This is a genomic window from Kitasatospora sp. NPDC018058 (assembly GCF_044327205.1).
In the GTDB taxonomy this organism is placed as follows: Bacteria; Actinomycetota; Actinomycetes; order Streptomycetales; family Streptomycetaceae; genus Kitasatospora.
On record NZ_JBIRFA010000005.1, the window covers coordinates 80,785 to 102,806 of the forward strand.

The following is a 22,022-nucleotide window of genomic DNA, read 5'->3' on the forward strand; positions in this document are numbered from 1 at the left end:
GTCACCTCACTGTTCATGCTCACCGCCCCGCCGCGTGCCGGGCCGCCGACCGCAGCTCGGCCAGCAGGCCCTCGGCCAGCCGCTCGACCGTGGCCCGATGGTGCACGTTCCGGGAGTAGTACCAGCTGAGCCGCAGGCCGCCCCCGCTCACCGCCCCGACCACCTCCAGCAGGTGGCCGACCTCGGCCTCGGGGCTGCGGTCCCGGCCGATGGAGGGGTGGAAGGCGTGGTAGAGCACGCCTTCCCCGCCCACCGGGTCCGCCTGGCCGTGGTAGTTGAACACCACCTGCGCGGTGGCGGCGGCCGGGCCGGCCGGCTCCTTCAGGTACCGCAGTGCGCCGTGGCCCAGGCCGTTGCCGGGCACCGCGCGCAGCTGGCGCCGGACCGACCGGGCGAGCGACGGCCAGTCGGCGTCCGGCTCGGGCAGCTCCAGGGCGACCGGGTGGAGCGTGGTGAACCAGCCGACGGTGCGGGAGAGTTCGAGGTCGTCGAAGATCTCCTCACGACCGTGCCCCTCGAGGTCGATCAGCACCTTCCGCTCGCCGGTCCAGCCGCCGAGGGTGCGGGCCAGCGCGCCGAGCAGCAGGTCGCGGGCGGAGGTGCGCAGCCGCCCGACCGCGCGCAGGAACTGCGCGGTCTCCTCCGGCTCCAGGCCCCCCGTCACGATGTCCACCGAGCCGGCCAGGTTCGGCCCGTCGCCGTCCCTGGGCAGCTCGGCCGCGGGCCCGACGGCCTCCCAGTACGGCGCCTCCCGGTCGAAGCCGCCCTCCCGGGTGTGCCGTCGCAACTGCTCGGCCCAGCGGCGGAAGGAAGCGCTGCGGAGCGGGGGCGCGGCCGGCTCGCCGCTGCGCCGGGCCCGGTAGGCGGTCTGCAGGTCGTCCAGGAGGATGCGCCAGGAGACCGCGTCGACCACCAGGTGGTGCGCGGTGAGGAAGAGCCGGGGCCGCCGGCCCGTCCCCAGGTCGAACAACAGGGCGCGCAGCAGCGGTCCCTCCTGCAGGTCCAGGGCGGCGTCCGCGTCGGCGGCCAGCCGGTCCATCTCCGCGGCCTGCTCCGGCTCGGGGTGCTCCGACAGGTCGTGCCGCCGCAGCAGGTCGACCGCGCCGGCGGCGACCGCGTACTGCCGCCAGCCCTCGCCGGTGTGCCGGTAACGCAGGCGCAACGCGTCGTGCCGGGCGGGCAGTTCGGCCAGGGCGGCGCGCAGGGCCGGCTCGTCCACGTCGTCGACCAGCTCGATCAGCACCGACTGGGTGAAGTGGTGCGGAGCCACCGGGTCGGCGCCCAGGAAGGCGGCCTGGATCGGGGTCAGCGGCACCTCCCCGGCCGCCGGCTCGTCCTGATCCGGCTCGGCGGCCGTCTCGGGGGTGACCACCTCGGCCAGCCGGGCGACGGTCGGGTGCAGGAAGAGGTCCCGGGAGACCACCCGCAGGCCGGCCCGCCGGATTCGGTGGATCAGCTGGATGCTCAGGATGGAGTCGCCGCCCGACTCGAAGAAGTCGTCGGTCACGCCGACCCGTTCGAGGCCGAGGACGTCCGCCCAGAGTTCCGCGAGAAGCCGCTCGGTCTCGGTGCGCGGCGCCGTGTACGCGCCCTCCGCACCCTCGACCGGCCCGGGTGCGGGCAGGGCCCGCCGGTCCACCTTGCCGCTGGGGGTGAGCGGAAGCGCGTCCAGTACCACGACGGCCGCGGGGACCATGTAGGGCGGCAGCGCCTGACGGGCGAACGCGCGCAGCTCCGCGGGATCGGGCGCATCGGCGGCCGCCGGAGTCACGTAGGCCACCAGCTGCGGCGACCCGGCCGGGCCGGGCCGTACCGCCGCGGCGGCGTCGGCCACCGTCGGGTGGCCCCGCAGCAGGGCCTCGACCTCGCCGAGTTCGATCCGGTGGCCGCGCAGCTTGACCTGCGCGTCGATGCGGCCGCAGAACTCCAGGCTGCCGTCCGCGCGATAGCGCACCAGGTCGCCCGTGCGGTACATCCGGGCGCCTGGTTCGGTGGCGTACGGGTCCTCCGTGAAGCGCTCGGCGGTCAGCTCGGGGCGCTCGTGGTAGCCGCGGGCGACGCCGAGGCCGCCGATCCACAGCTCGCCCCGGGTGCCGCGCGGAACCCGGCGGCCGTACCGGTCCAGCACGTGGAGGACGGTGTTGAGAACGGGCGTGCCGAGCGAGACCTCGCCCCGCTCCAGCGCGCCGGCCTCCAGCGTCCAGGTCGCGGACCAGACGGTCGTCTCGGTCGGGCCGTACATGTTGACGACCTCGCCCGGGCAGAGCGCGGCCAGCTTGCGGGCCAGGCCACGGTCGAGGGCCTCGCCGCCGACCAGCATCCGGCGCAGCCCGCCGATGAGGGCGCGGCCCTCGGCGTCGGCGAGCAGCATCCGGGCGTAGGACGGCGTGCACTGCAGGTGGGTGGGGTCCAGGCGGCGGTGGGCGGCCCAGTCGGCGGTGGTGCCGGCCGCGACCACGACGCGGTAGCCCCGGGTGAGGGTCCACAGCAGTTCGAGGGTGGAGATGTCGAAGGAGAGGCTGGTGACGGCCAGCCAGGTGTCACCGGGGCCACCGCCGATCCGCTCGTCCATGGCGCGGCAGAAGTTGGCGAACTGGGCATGCTCGATCAGGACGCCCTTCGGCCGGCCGGTGGAGCCGGAGGTGAAGATGACGTAGGCCGGGTGCTCGGGGCGCAGCGGCTCGGTACGGTCGGCGTCGGTCGGGTTCCCGGCCGGCTCGGCCGTCGGGTGCGGGTCCTCGAGTACCGGCACGCCGTGCGGCCCGCCCGGCAGTTCGCCTATGACCAGGACCGGCCTGGCGTCGTCGAGCATGAACGCGACGCGCTCGGCGGGCATTTCGGGGTCGACCGGGAGGTACCCGGCGCCGGCCTTCAGCACTGCGAGGACCGCGACCACGGTGCTCACCGTCCGGACCCCGGCCACGGCGACCAGCTGCTCGGGGCCGATGCCCCGGGCGATCAGCCGGTGCGCCAGCCGGTTCGCCCGGGCGTTGGCCTCGGCGAAGGTCAGCGTGCCGTCCGGGCCGACCAGCGCGGTCAGCTCGGGGGTGTCGGCGGCCTGCCGTTCGAAGCTCTCGACGAAACCTTCGGTCGGGCCCGGCAGTTCGGGCCCGACGAGGGACTCCGCCGCCCCCGGCAGCGGGAGGTCCGCCAGGCGGCGGTGGCCGGTGACCGCACCGGCCAGCAGGACCCGCAGTTGCTCGGCCAGCGCCGCGACGGTACCGGGGTCGAACAGGGCGGTGCTGTAGCCGATCACCGCCTTCAAGCGCCCTTGTTCCTCATAGAAGTTGAAGCTCAGGTCGTGGCTGATCTCGGAGCTGACCAGCGGGGTCGGCTCGCCCCGGAGGCCGAGCAGCCGGATCTCGCCGGAGCGGTCGGTCTCCAGGCCGACCATGACCTCGACCAGGGCGTTGCGGCTGGGGTCGCGGTCCGGTCGGAGCGCCTCGACCAGCTGGTCGAACGGCGTCTCCTCGTGGACGAAGGCCTCCAGGACGGTCTCCCGCACCCGGCCGAGCAGCTCCGGGAAGGTCAGCGACTCGTCGACGGCGGTGCGCAGCACCACCGTGTTGACGAAGAAGCCGACCATGTCCTCCAGTTCGGGCCGGCCCCGGCCGGAGGTCGGGGTGCCGACGGCGAGATCCGACTGCCCCGACGCCCGGGACAGCACCACCTGGACGGCGGCGACCAGGGCCATGAACAGGGTGGCGTCCTGCTGCCGGGCCAGCGCCCGGAGCCGGTCCGCCAGCGACTCGGGCAGGTCGACGGCGAGCATCGCCCCCGCCGTCTCCCGGACCGCCGGGCGCGGCCGGTCGGTGGGCAGATCCAGCGGGGCGAGCCCGGCCAGCCGCTCCCGCCAGTACTCCAGGTGGCGGTGCTGTTCCGGGGTGTCCAGCCGCTCGCGCTGCCAGGCGGCGTAGTCGGCGTACTGCACCGGCAGCGGCGGGAGGACGGCCGCGGTTCCCTCCAGCGCGGCCGTGTAGCAGGCGCCGAGGTCGCGGGCCAGCAGGTCCATCGACCAGCCGTCGGTGGCGATGTGGTGGATGACCAGCGCGAGCAGGTGCCGGTCCGGGCCGGTCCGGGCCAGCGCGGCCCGCAGCACCGGGCCGTTGCGCAGGTCGAAGGGCTGCCCGATCCGCCCGCGGAGCCACTCCTGCGCCGCGTCCCCGGCGTCGCCCGCGGCCGCCCGGTCCGGCTCGAACAGCAGCAGTTCGGGCTGTTCGGCGGGCCGGACCAGCTGGACGCCGCGGCCGTCCACGGTGTGGTAGACGGTGCGCAGCGGCTCGTGCCGGGCGACCAGGGCGGCGAGCGCCGTGCGCAGCGCGTCGACGTCCAGCGGCCCGTCCAGCCGCAGCCCGAGCACGGTGTTGTACTCGGTGCCCTCGGGCGCGAAGTCGTGCAGGAACCAGAGGCGCTGCTGGGCGGAGGAGAGCGGGAGCGGGCCGCTCCGGTCGACCGGCACCGGGCCGGCCGTCTCGGCGACACCCTGCCCGTCGAGCCAGGCGGCCAGCCCGGCCACGGTGGGCGTGTCGAACAGCTGCCGGGGTGAGACCGCGAGCCCGAGGGCGGCACGGATACGGGAGATCACCCGGATGCTCAGGATCGAGTCCCCGCCGAGGTCGAAGAAGCCGTCCTCGACACCGACCCGGGCGACATCGAGCACCTCGGCCCAGATCCCGGCCAGCAGCTCCTCGGTGCCGGTGCGCGGGGCGGTGTACGGGAGGTCGGCGGTGTCCGGAGCGGCCGGGGCGGGCAGCGCCCTCCGGTCGACCGTGCCGCTGGGCGTCATCGGCAGGGCGTCCAGCACCACGTAGGCGGTGGGCACGGCCGCGGCCGGCAGGCTCTCGGCCAGGAAGGACCGGAGGTCGGCGGGCTCGGGTACCGGGCCGGACGCGACCACGTACCCGACCAGCCGGCTCGGGCCGGTCCCGTCCTTGCGGACGGCCGCGGCGGCCGAGTGCACGGCGGGGTGGCGGGCCAGGGCGGCCTCGACCTCGCCGAGCTCCACCCGGAAACCGCGGATCTTCACCTGGTCGTCGGCCCGGCCGAGGCACTCCAGGTTGCCGTCGGCCCGCCAGCGGGCGAGGTCGCCGGTGCGGTACATCCGGGCGCCCTCCGTCGTGACGAAGGGGTCGGACCGGAAGCGCTCGGCGGTCAGCTCGGGGCGGCCCAGGTAGCCCCGCGAGACGCCGTCGCCGGCGATCCAGCATTCGCCCACCACCCCGGTCGGCACCGGCCGCAGGTCGCGGTCCAGCACGTAGATCCGGGTGTTGGCGAGCGGACGGCCGATCGGCACGAAGGCCGCGTCGCCCAGCGGGTCGCCGCCGAGCTGGAACACCGTGGAGTCGACCGTGGTCTCGGTGGAGCCGTAGGCGTTGACCAGCACGGTGCCGGGGGCGAGCCCGGCGAGCACCTCGGCGGCCGCGTCGGCGGGCCAGCCCTCGGAACCGACCATCAGCACCTTCAGCGACTCCGGCTTGACGCCGCGCCAGCCGAGTTCGGCGACCACGGCGCGGGCCAGGGTCGGCACCGTGATCATCAGCTCGGACCGGTCGGCCAGCAGCAGGTCGGCCAGGGCGACCGGGTCGCTCACCGACTTCGCCGGGCAGATCGTCATGGTGCCGCCGAACAGGGCGGCCAGCAGGAAGTCGGAGAAGAAGAGGTCCACCGAGAGGCTGGAGACCGAGAGCACCCGGGGCCGCAGCGCGGTGAGGCCGTAGCGGGCGTCCCAGCCGTTGACCATGTGGTAGACGTGCCGGTGCTCGACCATGACGCCCTTGGGCCGGCCGGTGGTGCCGGAGGTGTAGATCACGTAGGCGAGGTCGCCCGGGGTCGCACCGCCCTCCGGCGCGGTCGCCGGCAGGGCCGCCAGCAGCCGCCGGTCGCGGTCCAGGCAAACGGTCCGCGCCCGGTGTCCGGCGACCCGGTCGAGCAGCCGCTCCTCGGTGACCACCACCGGGGCGTCGGCGTCCGACAGCATCTGCCGCAGCCGCTGCGCCGGGTACTCCGGGTCCAGCGGGACGAACGCGCCGCCGGCCCGCTGCACCGCGAGCAGGGCGACCACCGCGTTCACGCCGCGGGCGACGCAGACGCCCACCAGCGCCCCGGGCGCCACCCCGAGGCCCTTCAGGTGGTGCGCCAAGCGGTTGGCCCGCTCGTCGAGTTGCCGGTACGTCAGCTCCTCTTCACCGTCCGCCACCACGATCCCGTCCGGGGTGCGGGCGGCCTGCTCGGCGAACAGCTCGGGCACGGTGCGCGGGCGCGGCAGGCGGGTCGCGGTGTCGTTCCACTCCACCAGCAGCCGGTGCCGCTCGGCCTCGGTGAGCACGGGCAGCTCGCCCACCGGGGTGTGCGGCGCTGCGGCGAGCGCGTCCAGCAGGGTGGTGAGGTGCCCGGTCATCCGGGTGACGGTCTCCGGGTCGAAGAGCGCCGGGTCGTAGCCGATCGCCAGCCGCAGCTCCTCGCCCGCGTGGGCGGTGAGGGTGAGCGCGTAGTTGGTGTGCTCGTCACCCCGGTACTCGCCGACCCGCAGGCCCGACCGGGCTGCCTCCGCCTCGTCGTACGGGTAGTTCTCGAAGACCACGATGCTGTCGAAGAGGCCGCTCGGGCCGCCGCTCCAGCGCTGGATCCGGGTCAGGTCCACGTGCTCGTACTGGCGCGCCTCCACCTGGGCCGCCTGGAGGCCCCGCAGCCACTCGCCGGCCTCGGCGGCGGTGTCGACCGCGACCCGGACCGGCACGGTGTTGATGAACAGGCCGACCATGTGCTCCGCACCGGGCAGGGTCGCCGGGCGGCCGGAGACGGTGGCGCCGAAGCACACCTCGGGCTCGCCGCTGTAACGCGCGAGCAGCATCGCCCAGGCGCCCTGGACCAGGGTGTTCACGGTCAGCCGGGCGGCCCGGGCCGCCTCGTACAGCCGGCCGGAGCGCTCCGGGCCGAGGCCCACCCGCTCCTCGCGGGAGGACCGGGTGCCGTGCGCCCGCACGGGCTGCCGGTCGAAGGGCAGCGGGGTGGGCACGGAGAGACCGTCCAGCACGCCGCGCCAGTACCGCTCGGCCTCGGCGTCGTCCTGCCCGGCCAGCCACTGCACGTAGTCGCGGTACGGGCGGCGCGCGGTGGCGGGACCGACCGGCCCGCCGGTGAGCAGCGCGTACTCCCGGAAGACGTCGGACAGCACTCCGGCGAAGCTCCAGCCGTCCAGCATCATGTGGTGGGTCGACCAGAACACCGCCACCGCGTCGTCGGCGAGCCGGGCGATGCCCACCCGGATCAGCGGGGCGGTGGCGAGGTCGAGGCTCTGCCCGGTCCGCTCGGCCCAGAGCCGGTCCAGCTCGGCCTCCCGCTCCGGCTCGGGCAGCGCGCGCAGGTCGAGGTGCTCGAACGGCACCCGGACGCCCGTGTGCACCACCTGCAGCGGCTCGGGGACGTCCTGCCAGACCACGGCGGTGCGCAGCACCGGGGTGCGGTCCACCGCCCGCTGCCAGGCCTCGGCCAGCGCGGCCACGTCCTCGACCCCGTCCAGCCGGACCCCGAAGTGCCCGGTGTACATGTCCCGGCCGGCCTCGGCGAGGGCGTGGAAGAGCATGCCGCTCTGGGTCGCGGTGAGCGGGTAGACGTCCTCGACCGAGCGGCCGTCGCCGACCAGCCGGTCCACGGTCGCCTGGTCGAGCGCGGCGAGCGGGAAGTCCGAGGGGGTGCATCCGCCCGCGCCCGGGGTGGCGCAGTGCTCGACGATCTCCCCCAGCGCGGTCAGGAAGGCCTCGGCCACCCGCCGCACCGTGGACTCCTCGTGCAGCTCGCCGGAGTACACCCAGTGGAACTCCAACTGCCCGTCCGCGACCCAGCCGTTGACCTCCAGCAGCTGGTGCCGGGCCTGGCCGGCGCCACGCTCGTGCCCCTCGACCGGCAGCCGGCCGAGGAACAGCTCGGACTGCGCCGCCCCCGCGTCCAGCCGGCCCAGGTAGTTGAAGCTGATCGCGGGCTCGGCGGCCGCCCCGCCGCCCTCCGTCCCGCCCAGCCGGCGCAGCGCGCCGTAGCCGAGGCCGTTGGACGGCACGGCCCGCAGCCGCTCCTTGACGGTCTTGAGCACCTCGCCCCAGCCGGCGCCGACAGGGGCGGCCAGCACGACCGGGAACAGGGTGGTGAACCAGCCGACCGTGCGGGAGAGGTCGACGTCGGCGAACAGGTCCTCGCGGCCGTGGCCCTCCAGCGCGACCGCCACGGTGCCGTCCCCGGTCCAGCCGGAGACCGCCCGCCAGAGCGCGCTGAGCAACACGTCGTTGACCTGGGTCCGGTAGACGCCCGGCACCTTGCGCAGCAGCGCGTCGGTGCGGTCGGCGTCCAGCCGGACCGAGACGGTGCGGGCTGAGCCCGCGGTGTTCACCCCGGCGTGGTCCACGGGCAGCGGGGCGGCGGCCGCCGCGGCCGCCTCCACCCCGTCCCAGTAGGCCAGTTGGTCGGCGAAGCCGCCGGATCGGGTGTGCTCGCCGAGCCGGACGGCCCACTCCTGGAAGGAGGTGCTCCGGGGCGGCAGGACGATCGGCTCGCCCCGCCGGGTCTGCCGGTAGCCGGTCTCCAGATCGGCGAGCAGGATCTGCCAGGACAGCGCGTCCACCACCAGGTGGTGGGCGACCAACAGGAGTCGCGGCCGCTGGTCGCCGTCCTCGCCGGCCGGGAGCAGCCGGGCGCGCAGCAGCGGTCCGTCCGACAGGGGGAAGCCGGTCTGGGCCCGTTCCACCAGCTCCCGGACGGCGGCCTCCCGGCGCTCCGGGTCGAGGCCGGCGAGGTCGATCCGCTCGAAGTCGGCGGCGCCGTCGGCAGGGTGGTGCAGCCGCCACCGCCCGTCGGTGCGCTCGGCGCGCAGCCGGAGCGCATCGTGGTGCCCGACCAGCGCGTCGAGCGCGGCTCGCAGCGCGGCCTCGTCGGCGCCCTCGGCGGACAGTTCGAGGCACACCGCCTGGTTGAACCGGTCGAGGCTGTCGGTGAGCCGCTCGAAGAACCAGTGGTGGATCGGGGTCAGCGGCACCTCGCCGGTCGCCGGGCCCCGCTCGGCCGCGGCGCCGGACCCTGCCGCCCGCGCGGCCTCCGCGGCCTCCGCGGCTTCGGCGGCGAGTTCGGCGACGGTCTGCCGCAGGAAGGTCTGCCGGGCGGTGATCGACAGGCCCGCCTCGCGGGCCCGGGCGACCACCTGGAGGCTGAGGATGGAGTCGCCGCCGAGGTCGAAGAAGTTGTCCTCGACGCCGATCTCCTCGACGCCGAGCAGCTCCTGCCAGATCCGCGCGAGGGTTTCCTCGACCGGGTTGCGGGGCGCGATCCGGGAGGCGGCCGGGTCGCGGCGCAGGTCCGGGTCGGGCAGGGCGCGCCGGTCGACCTTGCCGTTGGCGTTCAGCGGCAGCCGGTCCAGCAGCACGAACGCCGCCGGAACCATGTACTCGGGCAGCTGTTCGCGGGCGTGGGCCCGCAGCTGGCCCGCGTCCGGGCCGTCGGCCTCGACCACCAGGTAGGCGACCAGTCGGCGGGTGCCGCGCCCGTCCTGCTTGACGGCCACGGCGGCGGAGGTCACGGCGGGGTGCCGGGCGAGCACGGACTCGATCTCGCCGGGCTCGATCCGGAAGCCCCTCAGCTTGACCTGGTCGTCGGCCCGGCCGAGGTAGTCCAGGGTGCCGTCCGCCAGCCACCGGGCGCGGTCGCCGGTGCGGTACATCCGGGCGCCCGGCGCGCCGTACGGGTCGGCGACGAAGCGCTCGGCGGTCAGGTCGTACCGGCCCAGGTAGCCGCGGGCCAGGGCCTGGCCGGAGAGGTAGACCTCGCCCGGGACACCGGCCGGCACCGGGCGGAGCCGGCCGTCCAGCACCCGCACCCGGACTCCGGGCAGCGGGCGGCCGATGGGGACCGGGCCGTCGCCGAGGGCGGCCGGGTCGAGCGGTGCGCTCATCGTCGCGCAGACCGTCGACTCGGTCGGCCCGTACGCGTTGATCATCCGGCGGTCGGCCGACCAGGCCCCGGCCAGCGCGGGCGGGCAGGCCTCGCCGGCCACGACCAGGGTGAGACCGGCGGGTACCCGCTCCGCCGGGAGCGCGGTCAGGGCACTCGGCGGCAGGGTGACGTGGGTGACCCGGTGCCGGGTGAGCAGCGCGGCCAGCGGCTCGCCGGGCACCAGCTCGTCCTTGCCGGCGACCACCAGGGTGCCGCCGGAGAGCAGGGCCATGCCGATCTCGGAGAAGGCCGCGTCGAAGGAGAGCGAGGCGAACTGCAGCACCCGGGTGTCCGGTCCGGTGCCGAAGTGGGCGGACTGGCCGGCCACCAGGCCGTGGATGCCGGCGTGGGTGACGACCACGCCCTTGGGGCGGCCGGTCGAGCCCGAGGTGTAGATGACGTAGGCGGGGTGCGCCGGGAGCAGGGTCTCGGTCGGCTCGGGCGCGGTGTCCGGGAGCGCGGCGAGCTCGGCGACGGTCCGCGGCGCGTCCAGGGCGATCGACTCCGCCGCGCAGGAGAGCCGCTCGGCGGTGGCCGTCCCGGTCACCAGCAGGACGGGCGCGGCGTCGTCGAGCACCAGCCGGAGCCGCTCCTGCGGGTGGTCGAGGTCCAGCGGCAGGTACGCGGCACCGCTCTTCAGCACGGCCAGCACCGCGACCACCGCCGCCACCGACTTCGGCAGACCGATCGCGACCAGCCGCTCCGGTCCGGCGCCCCGGGCGATCAGCAGGTGCGCCAAGCGGTTGGCCCGTCGGTCGAGTTCGGCGTAGTCGAGGGTCTCCTCGGCGGAGACCAGGGCGGGCGCGGACGGGTCGCGGGCGAGCTGCGCCGCGAAGAGCTCCGGTACGGTCCGGGGCTCCTGCCCCTCCCCCGCGCCGCTCCACTCCTCGACCAGCCGGTGCCACTCGTCCGGGCCGAGCATCGACAGGTCGGCGACCGGTTCGCCGGGCGCCCGGGCGATCTGTCCGAGCAGGCCCACCAGGTGGTCGGCCAGCCGCGCCACGGTCCGCGGCGTGAACAGGTTGGTGCTGTACCCGAGGTAGCCGGTCAGCTCTCCCTCCCGCTCGAAGAAGTCGAAGGAGAGGTCCATGCTGCTGGTGACCACCGGCGGCGGGACGTCCTCGATCCGCAGGCCGGCCGGAGCCGCGACGGTTTCGGGGGTGTTGTGCAGGTTGACCGCCACCTCGGCCAGCGCCGGCCGGCTGGAGTCGCGCTCCGGCCGGAGCGCCTCGACCACCTGCTGGAACGGGATCTCCTGGTTGGTGAGGGCCGCCAGCACGGTGGACCGGACCGAGTCCAGCAGCTCGGCGAACGACCGGGACTCGTCGATCCGGCTGCGCAGCACCAGGTTGTTGACGAAGAAGCCGACCAGCTGCTCGGTCTCGGTCCGGCCCCGGCCGGAGACCGCGGTCGCCACCGCGACGTCGCTCCGGCCCGCCCGGCGGGACAGCAGCAGCTGCACCCCGGCGACCAGGGTCATGAACAGGGTGGCACCGCCGTCGCGCGCCAACTCGCGCAGCTGAGCGGTCAGTTCGGCGGGCACCCGGAACTCGTGCAGCCCGCCGGCGCCGCTGCGCACCGGCGGCCGGGGAAGGTCGGTCGGCAGGTCGAGCGGGGCGAGGCCGGCCAGCTGCTCCCGCCAGTGGTCCAGCTGGCCGCGCAGCGCCTCACCGGCCACCCGGTCCCGCTGCCAGGCGGCGAAGTCGGCGTACTGCACGGCCAGTTCGGGCAGTTCGGCGGCCCGGCCGGCGGTCTCGGCGGAGTACAGCGCGGCCAGGTCTGCGACCAGGACGCCGAGCGACCAGCCGTCGGTGACGATGTGGTGCATGCCCAGCACCAGGACGTGCTCTCGCTCGGCCAGCCGCAGCAGTCCGGCCCGGAACACCGGCCCGGTCCGCAGGTCGAAGGGCCGCCCGGCCTCCGCCAGCAGCGCGGCGCGGACGGCGGACTCCCGCTCGGAGTCCGGCAGTCGGGACAGGTCGACGACCGGAAGCGGCACCGCCCCGGCCGGCCGGACGTGCTGCAGGCCGACCCCGTCCACCGCGTCGAAGACCGTGCGCAGCGACTCGTGCCGGGCCACCAGCAGGTCCAGCGCGGCCCGCAGCGCCGCCAGGTCGAGCGCGCCGCTCAGCCGGACCGCCCGCAGGGTGTTGTACTCGATGCTCTCCGGGTCGACCTCGTGCAGGTACCAGAGCCGCTGCTGGGCCGAGGAGATCGGGGAGCCGCCCTCCCGGGAGACCCGGGTGATCCGGTCCTGCTCCCAGTCGTCCAGCGCCTGCCCCATCAGCCGGCTGCGCAGCAGCTCCTGAAGGTGGGCCGGCAGCGCGGCGATCCGGGCTTCCCTCGAAGCGGCGTCGTCCACGGTGTCCTTCCCGTCATGCCCTGCCATGCGTACCGCCCCCTACCGCTGCTTCCAGACTGCTCAGGATCTTTTCCTCCAGGACTTCCGCGAGGGCGGCCACCGTCGGCCGGTCGAAGAAGTCCGCCGGCGAGAGTTCGACACCGAACGTCCCCGCCATCCGCGACATCAGCCGCAGGCTCGTGATCGAGTCCCCGCCGAGGTCGAAGAAGTTGTCCTCGGCCCCGATCCGCTCGGTGTCGAGCACCTCGGCCCAGATCCGGGCCAATGCCTCCTCGGTCGGCGTCCGGGGCGCCAGGTAGCCGGCCGCCACGGTGTCCCGGCGGGTCGGCGCGGGCAGCGCCTTGCGGTCGACCTTGCCGGTGGGGTTCAGCGGCAGGGCCGCCAGGACCACGAAGGCCGAGGGCACCAGGTGGCCCGGCAGGACGGCGGCGGCCGCCCGACGCACCGCGGCGGAGTCGAGCGCCGGACCGTCGGGCGCGGGCACCAGGTAGGCGACCAGGCGTTTGTGCCCGGACTCCTCCTCGCGGGCGACCACGACCGCCTCGCCGACCCCGTCCAGGCCGAGCAGCGCGTTCTCCACCTCGGCCGGCTCGACCCGGAAGCCGCGGATCTTCACCTGCTGGTCCGCCCGACCGGCGAACTCCAGCCGCCCGTCGGCGTTCCAGCGCACCAGGTCGCCGGTGCGGTACAGCCGGGAGCCGGGCGGGCCGAACGGGTCGGCGACGAACCGGCCGGCGGTGAGCCCGGGCTGGTCGAAGTAGCCCCGGGCCAGCCCGACCCCGCCGATGTACAGCTCACCGGTGACGCCCACCGGCACCAGCGCGAGGGCCGGGTCCAGGACGTGCACCCGGATGTTCGGCGCGGACCTGCCGAGCGGGACGGTACGGTGCCCGGCGCCCGGCTCGACCGGGAACATGGAGACCGCCATCGCGGTCTCGGTCGGGCCGTAGATGTTGAACAGGCGCCGGCCGTGCGACCACTCCTCGGCCAGCTCCGGCGGCAGCACGTCGCCGGCCACGCCGAGCACGGCCAGGTCCGGCAGCGCGCCCGGGTCCAGCGCGGGCAGCAGGGCCGGCGGCACGGTCAGGGCCTCGATCCGGTCCTCGCGCAGCTGCCGCTGCAGCAGCTCCGGGCTCTGCACCGCGTCGGGCCGGGCCAGCACCAGGGTGGCGCCCGCCACCAGGGTCTTGAAGACGTCCCAGACGCCTCCGTCGAAGCTGAGCGTGTAGAACTGCAGCACCCGGCTGCCCGGGCCCAGCCCGTAGGCCCGGCCGGCCATGAGCACGATGTTGTACAGCGAGCGGTGCTCGATCATCACACCCTTGGGGCGGCCGGTGGAGCCCGAGGTGAACATCAGGTAGGCGAGGTCGCGCGGGCCCGCGCCGGTCTCCGGCGCGGTGGACGGCCGGTCGGCGATCGCCGCCGCCTCCTCGTCCAGGCAGACCACGACGGTGCCGTCCCCGGCGAACCGGTCGGCCAGCTCCCGCCGGGTCAGCAGCACCGGCGGCCGGGCCTCGGCCAGCATGCCGTTCAGCCGCTCCGGCGGGAAGCCGGGGTCGAGCGGCAGGTAGCCGGCTCCGGCCTTGAGCACGCCGAGGATGGCCGGCACGGCCTCCGGTCCGCGCTCCAGCGCGATCCCGACCACATCGCCCCGGCCGACGCCCAGCGCCGCCAGGTGGTGGCCGAGCCGGTTGGCCCGCCGGTCGAGTTCGGCGTAGCTGACCACGGTGTCGCCCGAAACCAGTGCGGCGACGTCGGGCTGACGCTCCGCCAGCTCGGCGATCACCTGCTCCACCCGGCGGTCGACGACATCCGCGGTGACGGTGCCGCTCCACTCCTGCCCGAGGGTGTGCCGCTCCGCCCCGGTGAGCACCGGCAGTCGGCCGAGCGGCCGGTGCGGGTCCTCGGCGACCACCGCGAGCAGCACCTCCAGGTGTCCGGCCATCCGCTCGACCGTGGCGGCGTCGAAGCACCCGGGGTCGTAGTGCAGCAGCAGCGAGAGCCGGCCCTCGGCGTAGGCGACCAGGTTCAGCGGGAAGTTGGTGCCGCTGCGCGCCTTGATGCCGACCAGCTCCAGGCCGAAGTCGGCCGCCAGCCGGTCGTCCACCGGGTAGTTCTCGAAGATCACCACACTGTCGAACAGCTCGGCGTCGCTGTGCGGGGCCACCCACTGCTTCAGCCGGGTCAGCGGCACCTGCTCGTACTGCCGGGCCTGGGCCTGGTCTTCCTGCAACCGCCGCAGCCAGTCGACCAGTTCGGCGCCCGGGTCGACCTCGGCCCGGACCGGCAGGGTGTTGATGAACAGGCCGATCATGTCGTCCACGCCGTCCAGGTCCGCCGACCGGCCCGACACCGTGGCGCCGAAACAGACCCGCGACTCACCGCTGTAGCGGGCCAGCAGCAGCGCCCAGACGCCCTGCAGCACCGTGTTCAGCGTCACCCGCGCCTCGCGCGCCACCGCGTTCAGCCGCTCGGACAGCTCGGCCGACAGGCCCAGCGCCACCTCCGCCGAGGAGGCGCTGCCGCGGCCCGCCGCCGGGGGCCGGTCGTACGGCAGCGGGGTCGGCGACTCCCAGCCCGCCAGCACGCCCCGCCAGTACTCCTCCCCGGCCCCGGGCTCCAGCCCGCGCAGCCAGGCCACGTGGTCCCGGAACGGGCGGCGCCGCTCGGGGGCGCGGCCGCGGGCGGCCGCCCGCCCGCCCGCCTCCGGGCGCTCCTGCCCCGAGGCCAGGGCGGTGTACTCGGCGAGCACCTCCGCCAGCAGCCGGGCCGCACTCCAGCCGTCCAGCAGCACGTGGTGGAAGGTCCAGAACACCTGGACCCGGCTGTCGTCGAGGATGGCGACCGCGATCCGCATCAGCGGCGCGGTGGCGAAGTCGAGCCCGCGCTCGCGGTCCTCGCGCAGGAACCGCTCGACCGCCGCCCGGTGGCCGGCCGCGTCCAGCTCCGCCCAGTCCAGCCGGGTCACCTCCAGCGCGGCCTCGGTCCGGACCACCTGCAGCGGCTCCGGCAGACCGTCCCAGCGCAGCGCGGTGCGCAGCACCGGCGTGCGGTCCACCACCCGCTGCCAGGCCTGGCCGAGCAGCTCCGGGCGCCGGACGCCGGACAGCTCGAAGTGGTTCTGCTCCAGGTACAGCCCGCGCCGCCGGTCCACCAGGGAGTGGAAGAGCATGCCGCTCTGCATCGGGGTGAGCGGGTAGACGTCCGCGACCCGCCGGCCGTCGCCGACCAGCCGGTCCAGCGTCTCCTGGTCCAGCCCGGCCAGCGGGTAGTCGGACGGGGTACGGCCGCCGGCCCCCGGCTCGGCGCAGTGCGCGACCAGCGCGGCGAGCGCGTCGAGGTACTCGTGGGCGAGCCGCTCGACGGTCTCCCGGCGGTGCACCTGCTCGCCGTACTGCCAGCTGAACTCCAACCGGCCGTCCCGGACCGCGCCGACCACGTCGATCAGGTGCAGCCGGGTGCCCCCGCCGTCCTGGTACAGGCCGATCCCGGAGACCGTCCGGTACAGCCCGCCGGGCGCGGCACCGCCGAAGCGGCCCAGGTAGTTGAAGCCGAACTGCGGCAGCGGGTCGGCGGCCAGCTCCGGCGCCCGGGCGGTGCGGCGCAGCGCGCCGTAGCCCAGGCCGCGGCCGGGCACCGCCCGCAGCTGCTCCTTGACCGACTTCAGCAGCCCGCCGGGGCCGGCCGCGGCGGCCGCGCCGTCCAGCAGCACCGGGAAGTACGAGGTGAACCAGCCGACCGTACGGGAGAGGTCCAGGTCGTCGAAGAGCTCCTCGCGGCCGTGCCCCTCCAGGGCGATCACCGTGCGCGGCCGGCCGGTCCAGCGGGCCAGCACCGGGGCGAGGGCGGCCAGCAGGACGTCGTTCACCTCGGTGCGGTAGACCTCGGGGACGTCCCGCAGCAGCGCCTCGGTGGCGGCGGCGTCCAGCCGGACCCGCACCTCCCCGGTCGCGGCGACCGGATTGGGGCCGTCGGCGTCCTGCGGCAGCCGGTGCTCGGCGTGCGCGAAGACCCGCTGCCAGCCGTCGAGCTCGCCGTCGAAGTGGCCTTCGGCGGTCAGTGCGGTGAAACGGCGCGCCCAGTCCCGTGCCGAAGCGCCGCGCGCGCCGAGTTCGACCGGGCCGCCGGCCAGGGCCTGCCGGTAGGCCGTCTCCAGGTCCTCCAGCAGAATCCGCCAGGACACTCCGTCGACCACTAGGTGATGGACGGTCAGCAGCAACCTGGCCGCACCGTCTTCGGCGGCGAACAGGACGGCGCGCAGCAGCGGGCCCTCGACCGGGTCCAGGGCGTGCTGGGCCTCCTCGGTCTCGGCGGCGACCACGGCTTCCGCGTCCGGGAGCCCGGCGAGGTCCACCACCCGCAGCAGCTCGGCGCCGATGCCGGCGGCGCCCTCCTCGGCGGCGCGCCGCTGCGACCAGCGGCCGTCGGCCCGGGCGAAGCGCATCCGCAGGGCGTCGTGCTGGTCGAGCAGGGCCGTCAGGGCGGTGCGCAGCGCCGACTCGTCCGGGGCCTCGGCGAGTTCGACGGTGACGAACTGGTTGAAGGCCGTCGTGCCGTCGGCGTGGACGTGCTCGAAGTAGAGGTGCTGGATCGGCGTCAGCGGCGCGGGCTCCGTCGTCCGGTCGGTCCCGGACGGCGCCGGGGCCGGCTGCCGGGGCTCCAGCCCGTCCGCCAACTCGGCGACGGTCGGCCGGCGGAACAGGTCCTTGGAGGTGAGCCGCAGGCCGGCCCGACGGGCCCGGGCGACCACCTGCAGGCTGAGGATCGAGTCGCCGCCGAGGGCGAAGAAGTTGTCCCGCACGCCGATCCGCTCGACGCCGAGCACCTCGGCCCAGATCTCCACCAGGGTGCGCTCGGTCCCGGTGACCGGCTCGGCCGGCTCCGCCTCCGATGCCGGGACGGACTCCGGTACGGGCAGCGCCCGCCGGTCGACCTTCCCGTTCGGGGTCAGCGGCATCCGGTCGAGCACGGTGAGGACGTCCGGCACCATGTAGCCGGGCAGCAGCTCCCGCAGGCGGGCGGTGAGCGTCTCCGTGCGCAGCTCGGCCCCCGGCTCGGGGGTGACGTACCCGAGCAGTCGGCGGCCGTCGGCGGTCGGTGTGACGGCGCACTGCGCGACCTGCGGCAGGGCGCCCAGCCGGCTCTCGATCTCACCCAGCTCGATCCGGAACCCGCGCACCTTGACCTGGGTGTCCACCCGGCCGAGGTAGTCGAGCGTCCCGTCCGGGCGGCGGCGCACCAGGTCGCCGGTGCGGTACATCCGCGACCCGGGAGGGCCGAACGGGCAGGCGACGAAGCGCTCGGCGGTCAGGCCCGGCCGGTTGAGGTAGCCGCGGGCCAACCCGGCGCCCGCCAGGTGGAGTTCGCCGGGCACGCCGACCGGGACGGGCTGCCCGTACGGGTCGAGCACATAGGCGGCGGTGTTGTCGACCGGCGCACCGATGCCGGGCGGGCGGCCGTCGCAGTCGCCGGGGGCCACCTCCCCGGCCGTGGCGACCACGGTGACCTCGGTCGGCCCGTAGTTGTTGACCAGCCGGAACGGCAGGCCGGGAGCGGGGCGGCGGTGCAGCACGTCGCCGCCGGTGAGGACGGTGCGCAGGGCGGTGTCGGCCAGGCCCGGCTGGTCCAGCAGGACCTCGGCCAGCGGGGTGGGCAGGAAGCAGACCGTCGTCCCCGTCCGGGCGAACCAGTCCACCAGGGCGGCCGGGTCGTCCAGGACCTCCGGCTCCGGCAGGTCGACCCGGGCCCCCGCGGTCAGGTACGGCCAGAGCTCCCACTGCGCCGCGTCGAAGCCGAGCCCGGCCAGCTGGGTGGCCCGGTCCCCGGGCTCGATCCGGTACGCCCGGCGGTGCCAGGCGCAGAGGTCGGCGAGCGAGCGGTGCGAGACCGTCACGCCCTTGGGCACCCCGGTGGAGCCGGAGGTGTAGATGACGTACGCCAGGTCCTCCGGCGCCACCCGGACCTCCGGTTCGACGGCCGGTCGACGCTCGATCTCCGCCCAGGCGCGGTCGAGTTCGACCACCGTCGCACCGGTGGCCGGCAGCCGTCCGGCGGTGGCGGAGGTGGTGAGCAGCACCGGCGCCCCGGTGTCCTCGGCCACCAGGCGCACCCGCTCGGCCGGCAGGTCGGGGGCCAGCGGCACGTACGCCCCGCCCGCCTTCAGCACGGCCAGCATCGCCACCGGCAGCAGCGGGCCCCGTTCCATCGCCAGCACCACCCGCACGCCCGGGGCCACGCCGAGCGCCACCAGGTGGTGGGCCAGGCGGTTGGCCCGCTCGTCCAGTTCGGCGTAGGAGAGCTGCCGCCGCCCGGCGCCGACGGCGATCGCGGCCGGGGCGCGCCGGGCCTGCTCGGCGAAGAGCCGGTGCACGGGCCGCGCGGTGTCGTGGTCGACGGCGGTGTCGTTCCAGCCGGTCAGTAGCTGCTCGCGCTCCGGGCCGGTGAGCAGCGGGAGTTCGGCGATCCGCCGGTGCGGGTCGGTGCCGAGCTCGATGAGCAGCACCCGCAGCCGGTCGGCCATGACCTCGATGGTCCGCGCGTCGAACAGGTCGGCGTTGTACTCGACCATGACGTCGAGCGCGCCGTCCCGCTCGGTGAACTCCAGGGTGAGGTCGAGCACCGCCGAGCGGCGCGGCAGGACGTGCCACTCGCTGCGGACCCCGGCGAGGTCGAGCTCCCCGGCCGGGGCGTTCTGCAGCACCACCATGGCCTGCACCAGCGGGGTGAGGGTCGGGTCGCGCTCCTCGCAGAGCTCGTCCACCAGCTGCTCGAACGGGACGTCCTGGTGGGCGAAGGCGCCGAGCACGGTCTCCCGCACCTGGGCCAGCAGCTCCGGGAAGGAGGCCCGTCCGTCCACCTCGGAGCGCAGCACCACGGTGTTGATGAACGATCCGACCAGCTGCTCCAGCTCGTGCCGGTCGCGGCCGGAGACGGCCGTGCCCACCGCGATGTCCGACTGGCCGGACAGCCGGGCCAGCAGCACCTGGGCGGCTGCCACCAGGGTCATGAACAGGGTGGTGCCGTTGGCCCCGCCCAGCGCCTTCAGCCCGGTCACCACGTTGTGGTCGATCCCGAAGCGGTGGACCGCGCCGGTCGAGCTACGGACGGCCGGGCGCGGCCGGTCCAGCGGCAGCTCCAGCGGGGTCAGTCCGGCCAACCGGTCGCGCCAGTAGTCGAGGTGCCCGGCCATCGCCGCTCCGGCGGCGCGCTCGCGCTGCCAGGCCGCGTAGTCGGGGTAGCCGATGCGCAGCGGCTCCAGCGCGGCGGGCCGCCCCTCACCGGCCGCGGTGTAGAGCGCGCTCAACTCGTCGGCGATCAGGCCCATCGACCAGCCGTCGGTCGCCAGGTGGTGGACGCCGAGGGCGAGTACGTGGTCGTGCTCGGCCAGGCGGACCAGCAGCGCCCGCAGCACCGGGCCGGTGCGCAGGTCGAAGGGCCGCTCGGCCTCCTCGGCGAGCACCCGTTCCAGCTCCGCGGCGCGCTCCCGCACGGGCACCGCCGAGAGGTCGGCCACGGTCAGCGGCACGTCCGCTCCGGGCGCCGGGAGGACCACCTGGTACGGCTCGCCGTCCTCGGTGGAGATCACGGTGCGCAGCGGCTCGTGACGCTCGATCAGCCCGGCCAGGGCCGCGCGCAGCGCGTCCTCGCGCAGGGCGCCGCGCAGCCGGTGACCGACGTGCACGTTGTACGCCGCGCCGTCCGGGTCGAACTCGTGGAAGAACCAGAACCGCCGCTGGGTGGAGGAGAGCGGCAGCCGGCCGTCGCGGTCCACCGGCTCGATCGGCGCCTCGGTGGCCGACTCGGCCTTCCCGGCGGCCAGTTCGGCGACGGTCCGGGCCTCGAGCAGCGCCCGGACGCTCAGGTCCCAGCCGAGCTCCGTCCGGATCCGGGAGATCGCCCGCACCGCGGAGAGCGAGTCGCCGCCGAGCTCGAAGAAGTCGTCGGTGACCCCGACCTCGGCCAGGCCCAGCACCTCGCGCCAGACTCCGGCCAGCGCCTCCTCGACGGCGTCGCGCGGCGCGACGGACTCCGCCTCCACGCTGTCCTGCCGGGTCGGCGCCGGGAGCATGCGGCGGTCCAGCTTGCCGTTGGTGGTGAGCGGGAAGCGCTCCATCACGTGGAAGGCGGAGGGGATCATGTAGCCGGGCAGCCGGTCGGCCAGCAGCTCACGCAGCCGTGACGGCGGCGGCACGACGGCCTCCGCCTGTGCGGCGGCCGGCTCGGCGGGCACCAGGTAGGCGACCAGCCGGCGGTCCCCCGGACGGTCCTCCCGGACCAGCACCGCGGCCGCTCCGATCGACGGCTCGCGCTTCAACGCGGCCTCGATCTCGCCGAGTTCGATCCGGAAACCGCGCAGCTTCACCTGGTCGTCGCTGCGCCGCAGGTACTCCAGGGAGCCGTCGGCGCGCAGCCGCACCAGGTCGCCCGAGCGGTACATCCGCTCGCCCGGCGCCCCGAACGGGCAGGCCACGAACCGCGCGGCGGTCAGATCGGGCCGGTTGGCGTAGTTGCGGGCGAGCCCCGGTCCGGCCACGTACAACTCGCCGACCGCGCCCGGCGCCACCGGCCGCAGGCCGGCGTCCAGCACGCGGAAGTCCAGGTCCGGAATGGCCGTACCGATGTCGCTTCCGACGGCCGCGGCCGCCCCGGCCTCGTCGAGCGCGACGAAGGAGGCGTGCACGGTGGTTTCGGTGATCCCGTACATGTTGACCAGGGTCGGGGCGGTGTCGCCGTGCCGCTCGTACCACTCCCCCAGCCGGCCGAGGTCCAGCGCCTCCCCGGCGAAGACCACCCAGCGCAGGGCCAGCCGGGCGCTCAGCTCCGGCTCGGCGCGGTCGGCGGGCATCAGCTGGTAGAAGGCCGAAGGGGTCTGGTTCAGCACTGTGACCTGTTCGTCGGCCAGCAGCCGCAGGAATTCGGCCGGCGAGCGGGTCACCGCCTGCGGCACCACCACCAGTCGGCCGCCGTGCAGCAGGGCGCCCCAGATCTCCCACACCGAGACGTCGAAGGCGAAGGAGTGGAAGAGCGGCCACACGTCGTGCTCGTCGAAGCCGTACCAGTGCGCGGTCGAGGTGAAGAGCCGCACCACGTTGCCGTGCGGGATCACCACGCCCTTGGGCCGCCCGGTGGAGCCGGAGGTGTAGATGACGTACGCGGGATCCTCCGGGCTGCGCCCGGCCGCGGGCAGGGCCGTCGTCGCCGCCGCGGCCACCGCCTCGGCCGTGCCCGGGTCGTCCAGGGCGAGCCAGTGGCCGTCCGTCCGGACCTCGGCGAGCGCCCCGCCCACCTCGGCGGTGGTCAGGGTGAGCACCGGTCGGGCGTCCGCCAGCACGTAGGCGATCCGCTCGGCCGGGTACTCGGGATCGATCGGCACGTAGCCCGCACCGGACTTGAGCACCGCGAGGATCGCCACCAGCATCTCGGCCGACCTCGGCAGCACCAGCGCGACGAACCGCTCGGGGCCGGCACCTCCGGCGACCAGCAGCCGCGCCAACTCGTCGGACCTGGCGTCCAGTTCGGCGTAGCTGAGCGACTCGTCACGGTACGTCAGCGCGATCCTGTCCGGCGTCCGGGCCGCCTGCTCGGCGAACAGCTGGTCCAGGCAACGCTCCTGCGCCACACCCATCGGAACTACTCCTCCTCGGCCTTCGGCCTGCTCTGCGGGGCTGCGACTCACGGGTGTCCGCGG

Annotated in this window: 2 protein-coding genes; both read right to left on the minus strand. The window is 75.2% G+C overall.

Features of this window, described 5'->3' with window-relative positions:
* Positions 1-19 precede the first annotated feature (19 nt).
* Positions 20-12,361 carry an amino acid adenylation domain-containing protein gene (locus ACH4E7_RS08870; protein ID WP_396248304.1) on the minus strand — a complete coding sequence of 4,114 codons (12,342 nt, stop codon included), beginning with the start codon at positions 12,359-12,361 and terminating at the stop codon, positions 20-22.
* Complete coding sequence (locus ACH4E7_RS08875; protein ID WP_396248305.1) at positions 12,348-21,959, minus strand: amino acid adenylation domain-containing protein; 9,612 nt, start codon at positions 21,957-21,959, stop codon at positions 12,348-12,350. The genes ACH4E7_RS08870 and ACH4E7_RS08875 overlap by 14 nt, the downstream gene beginning before the upstream one ends.
* Positions 21,960-22,022: the final 63 nt, after the last annotated feature.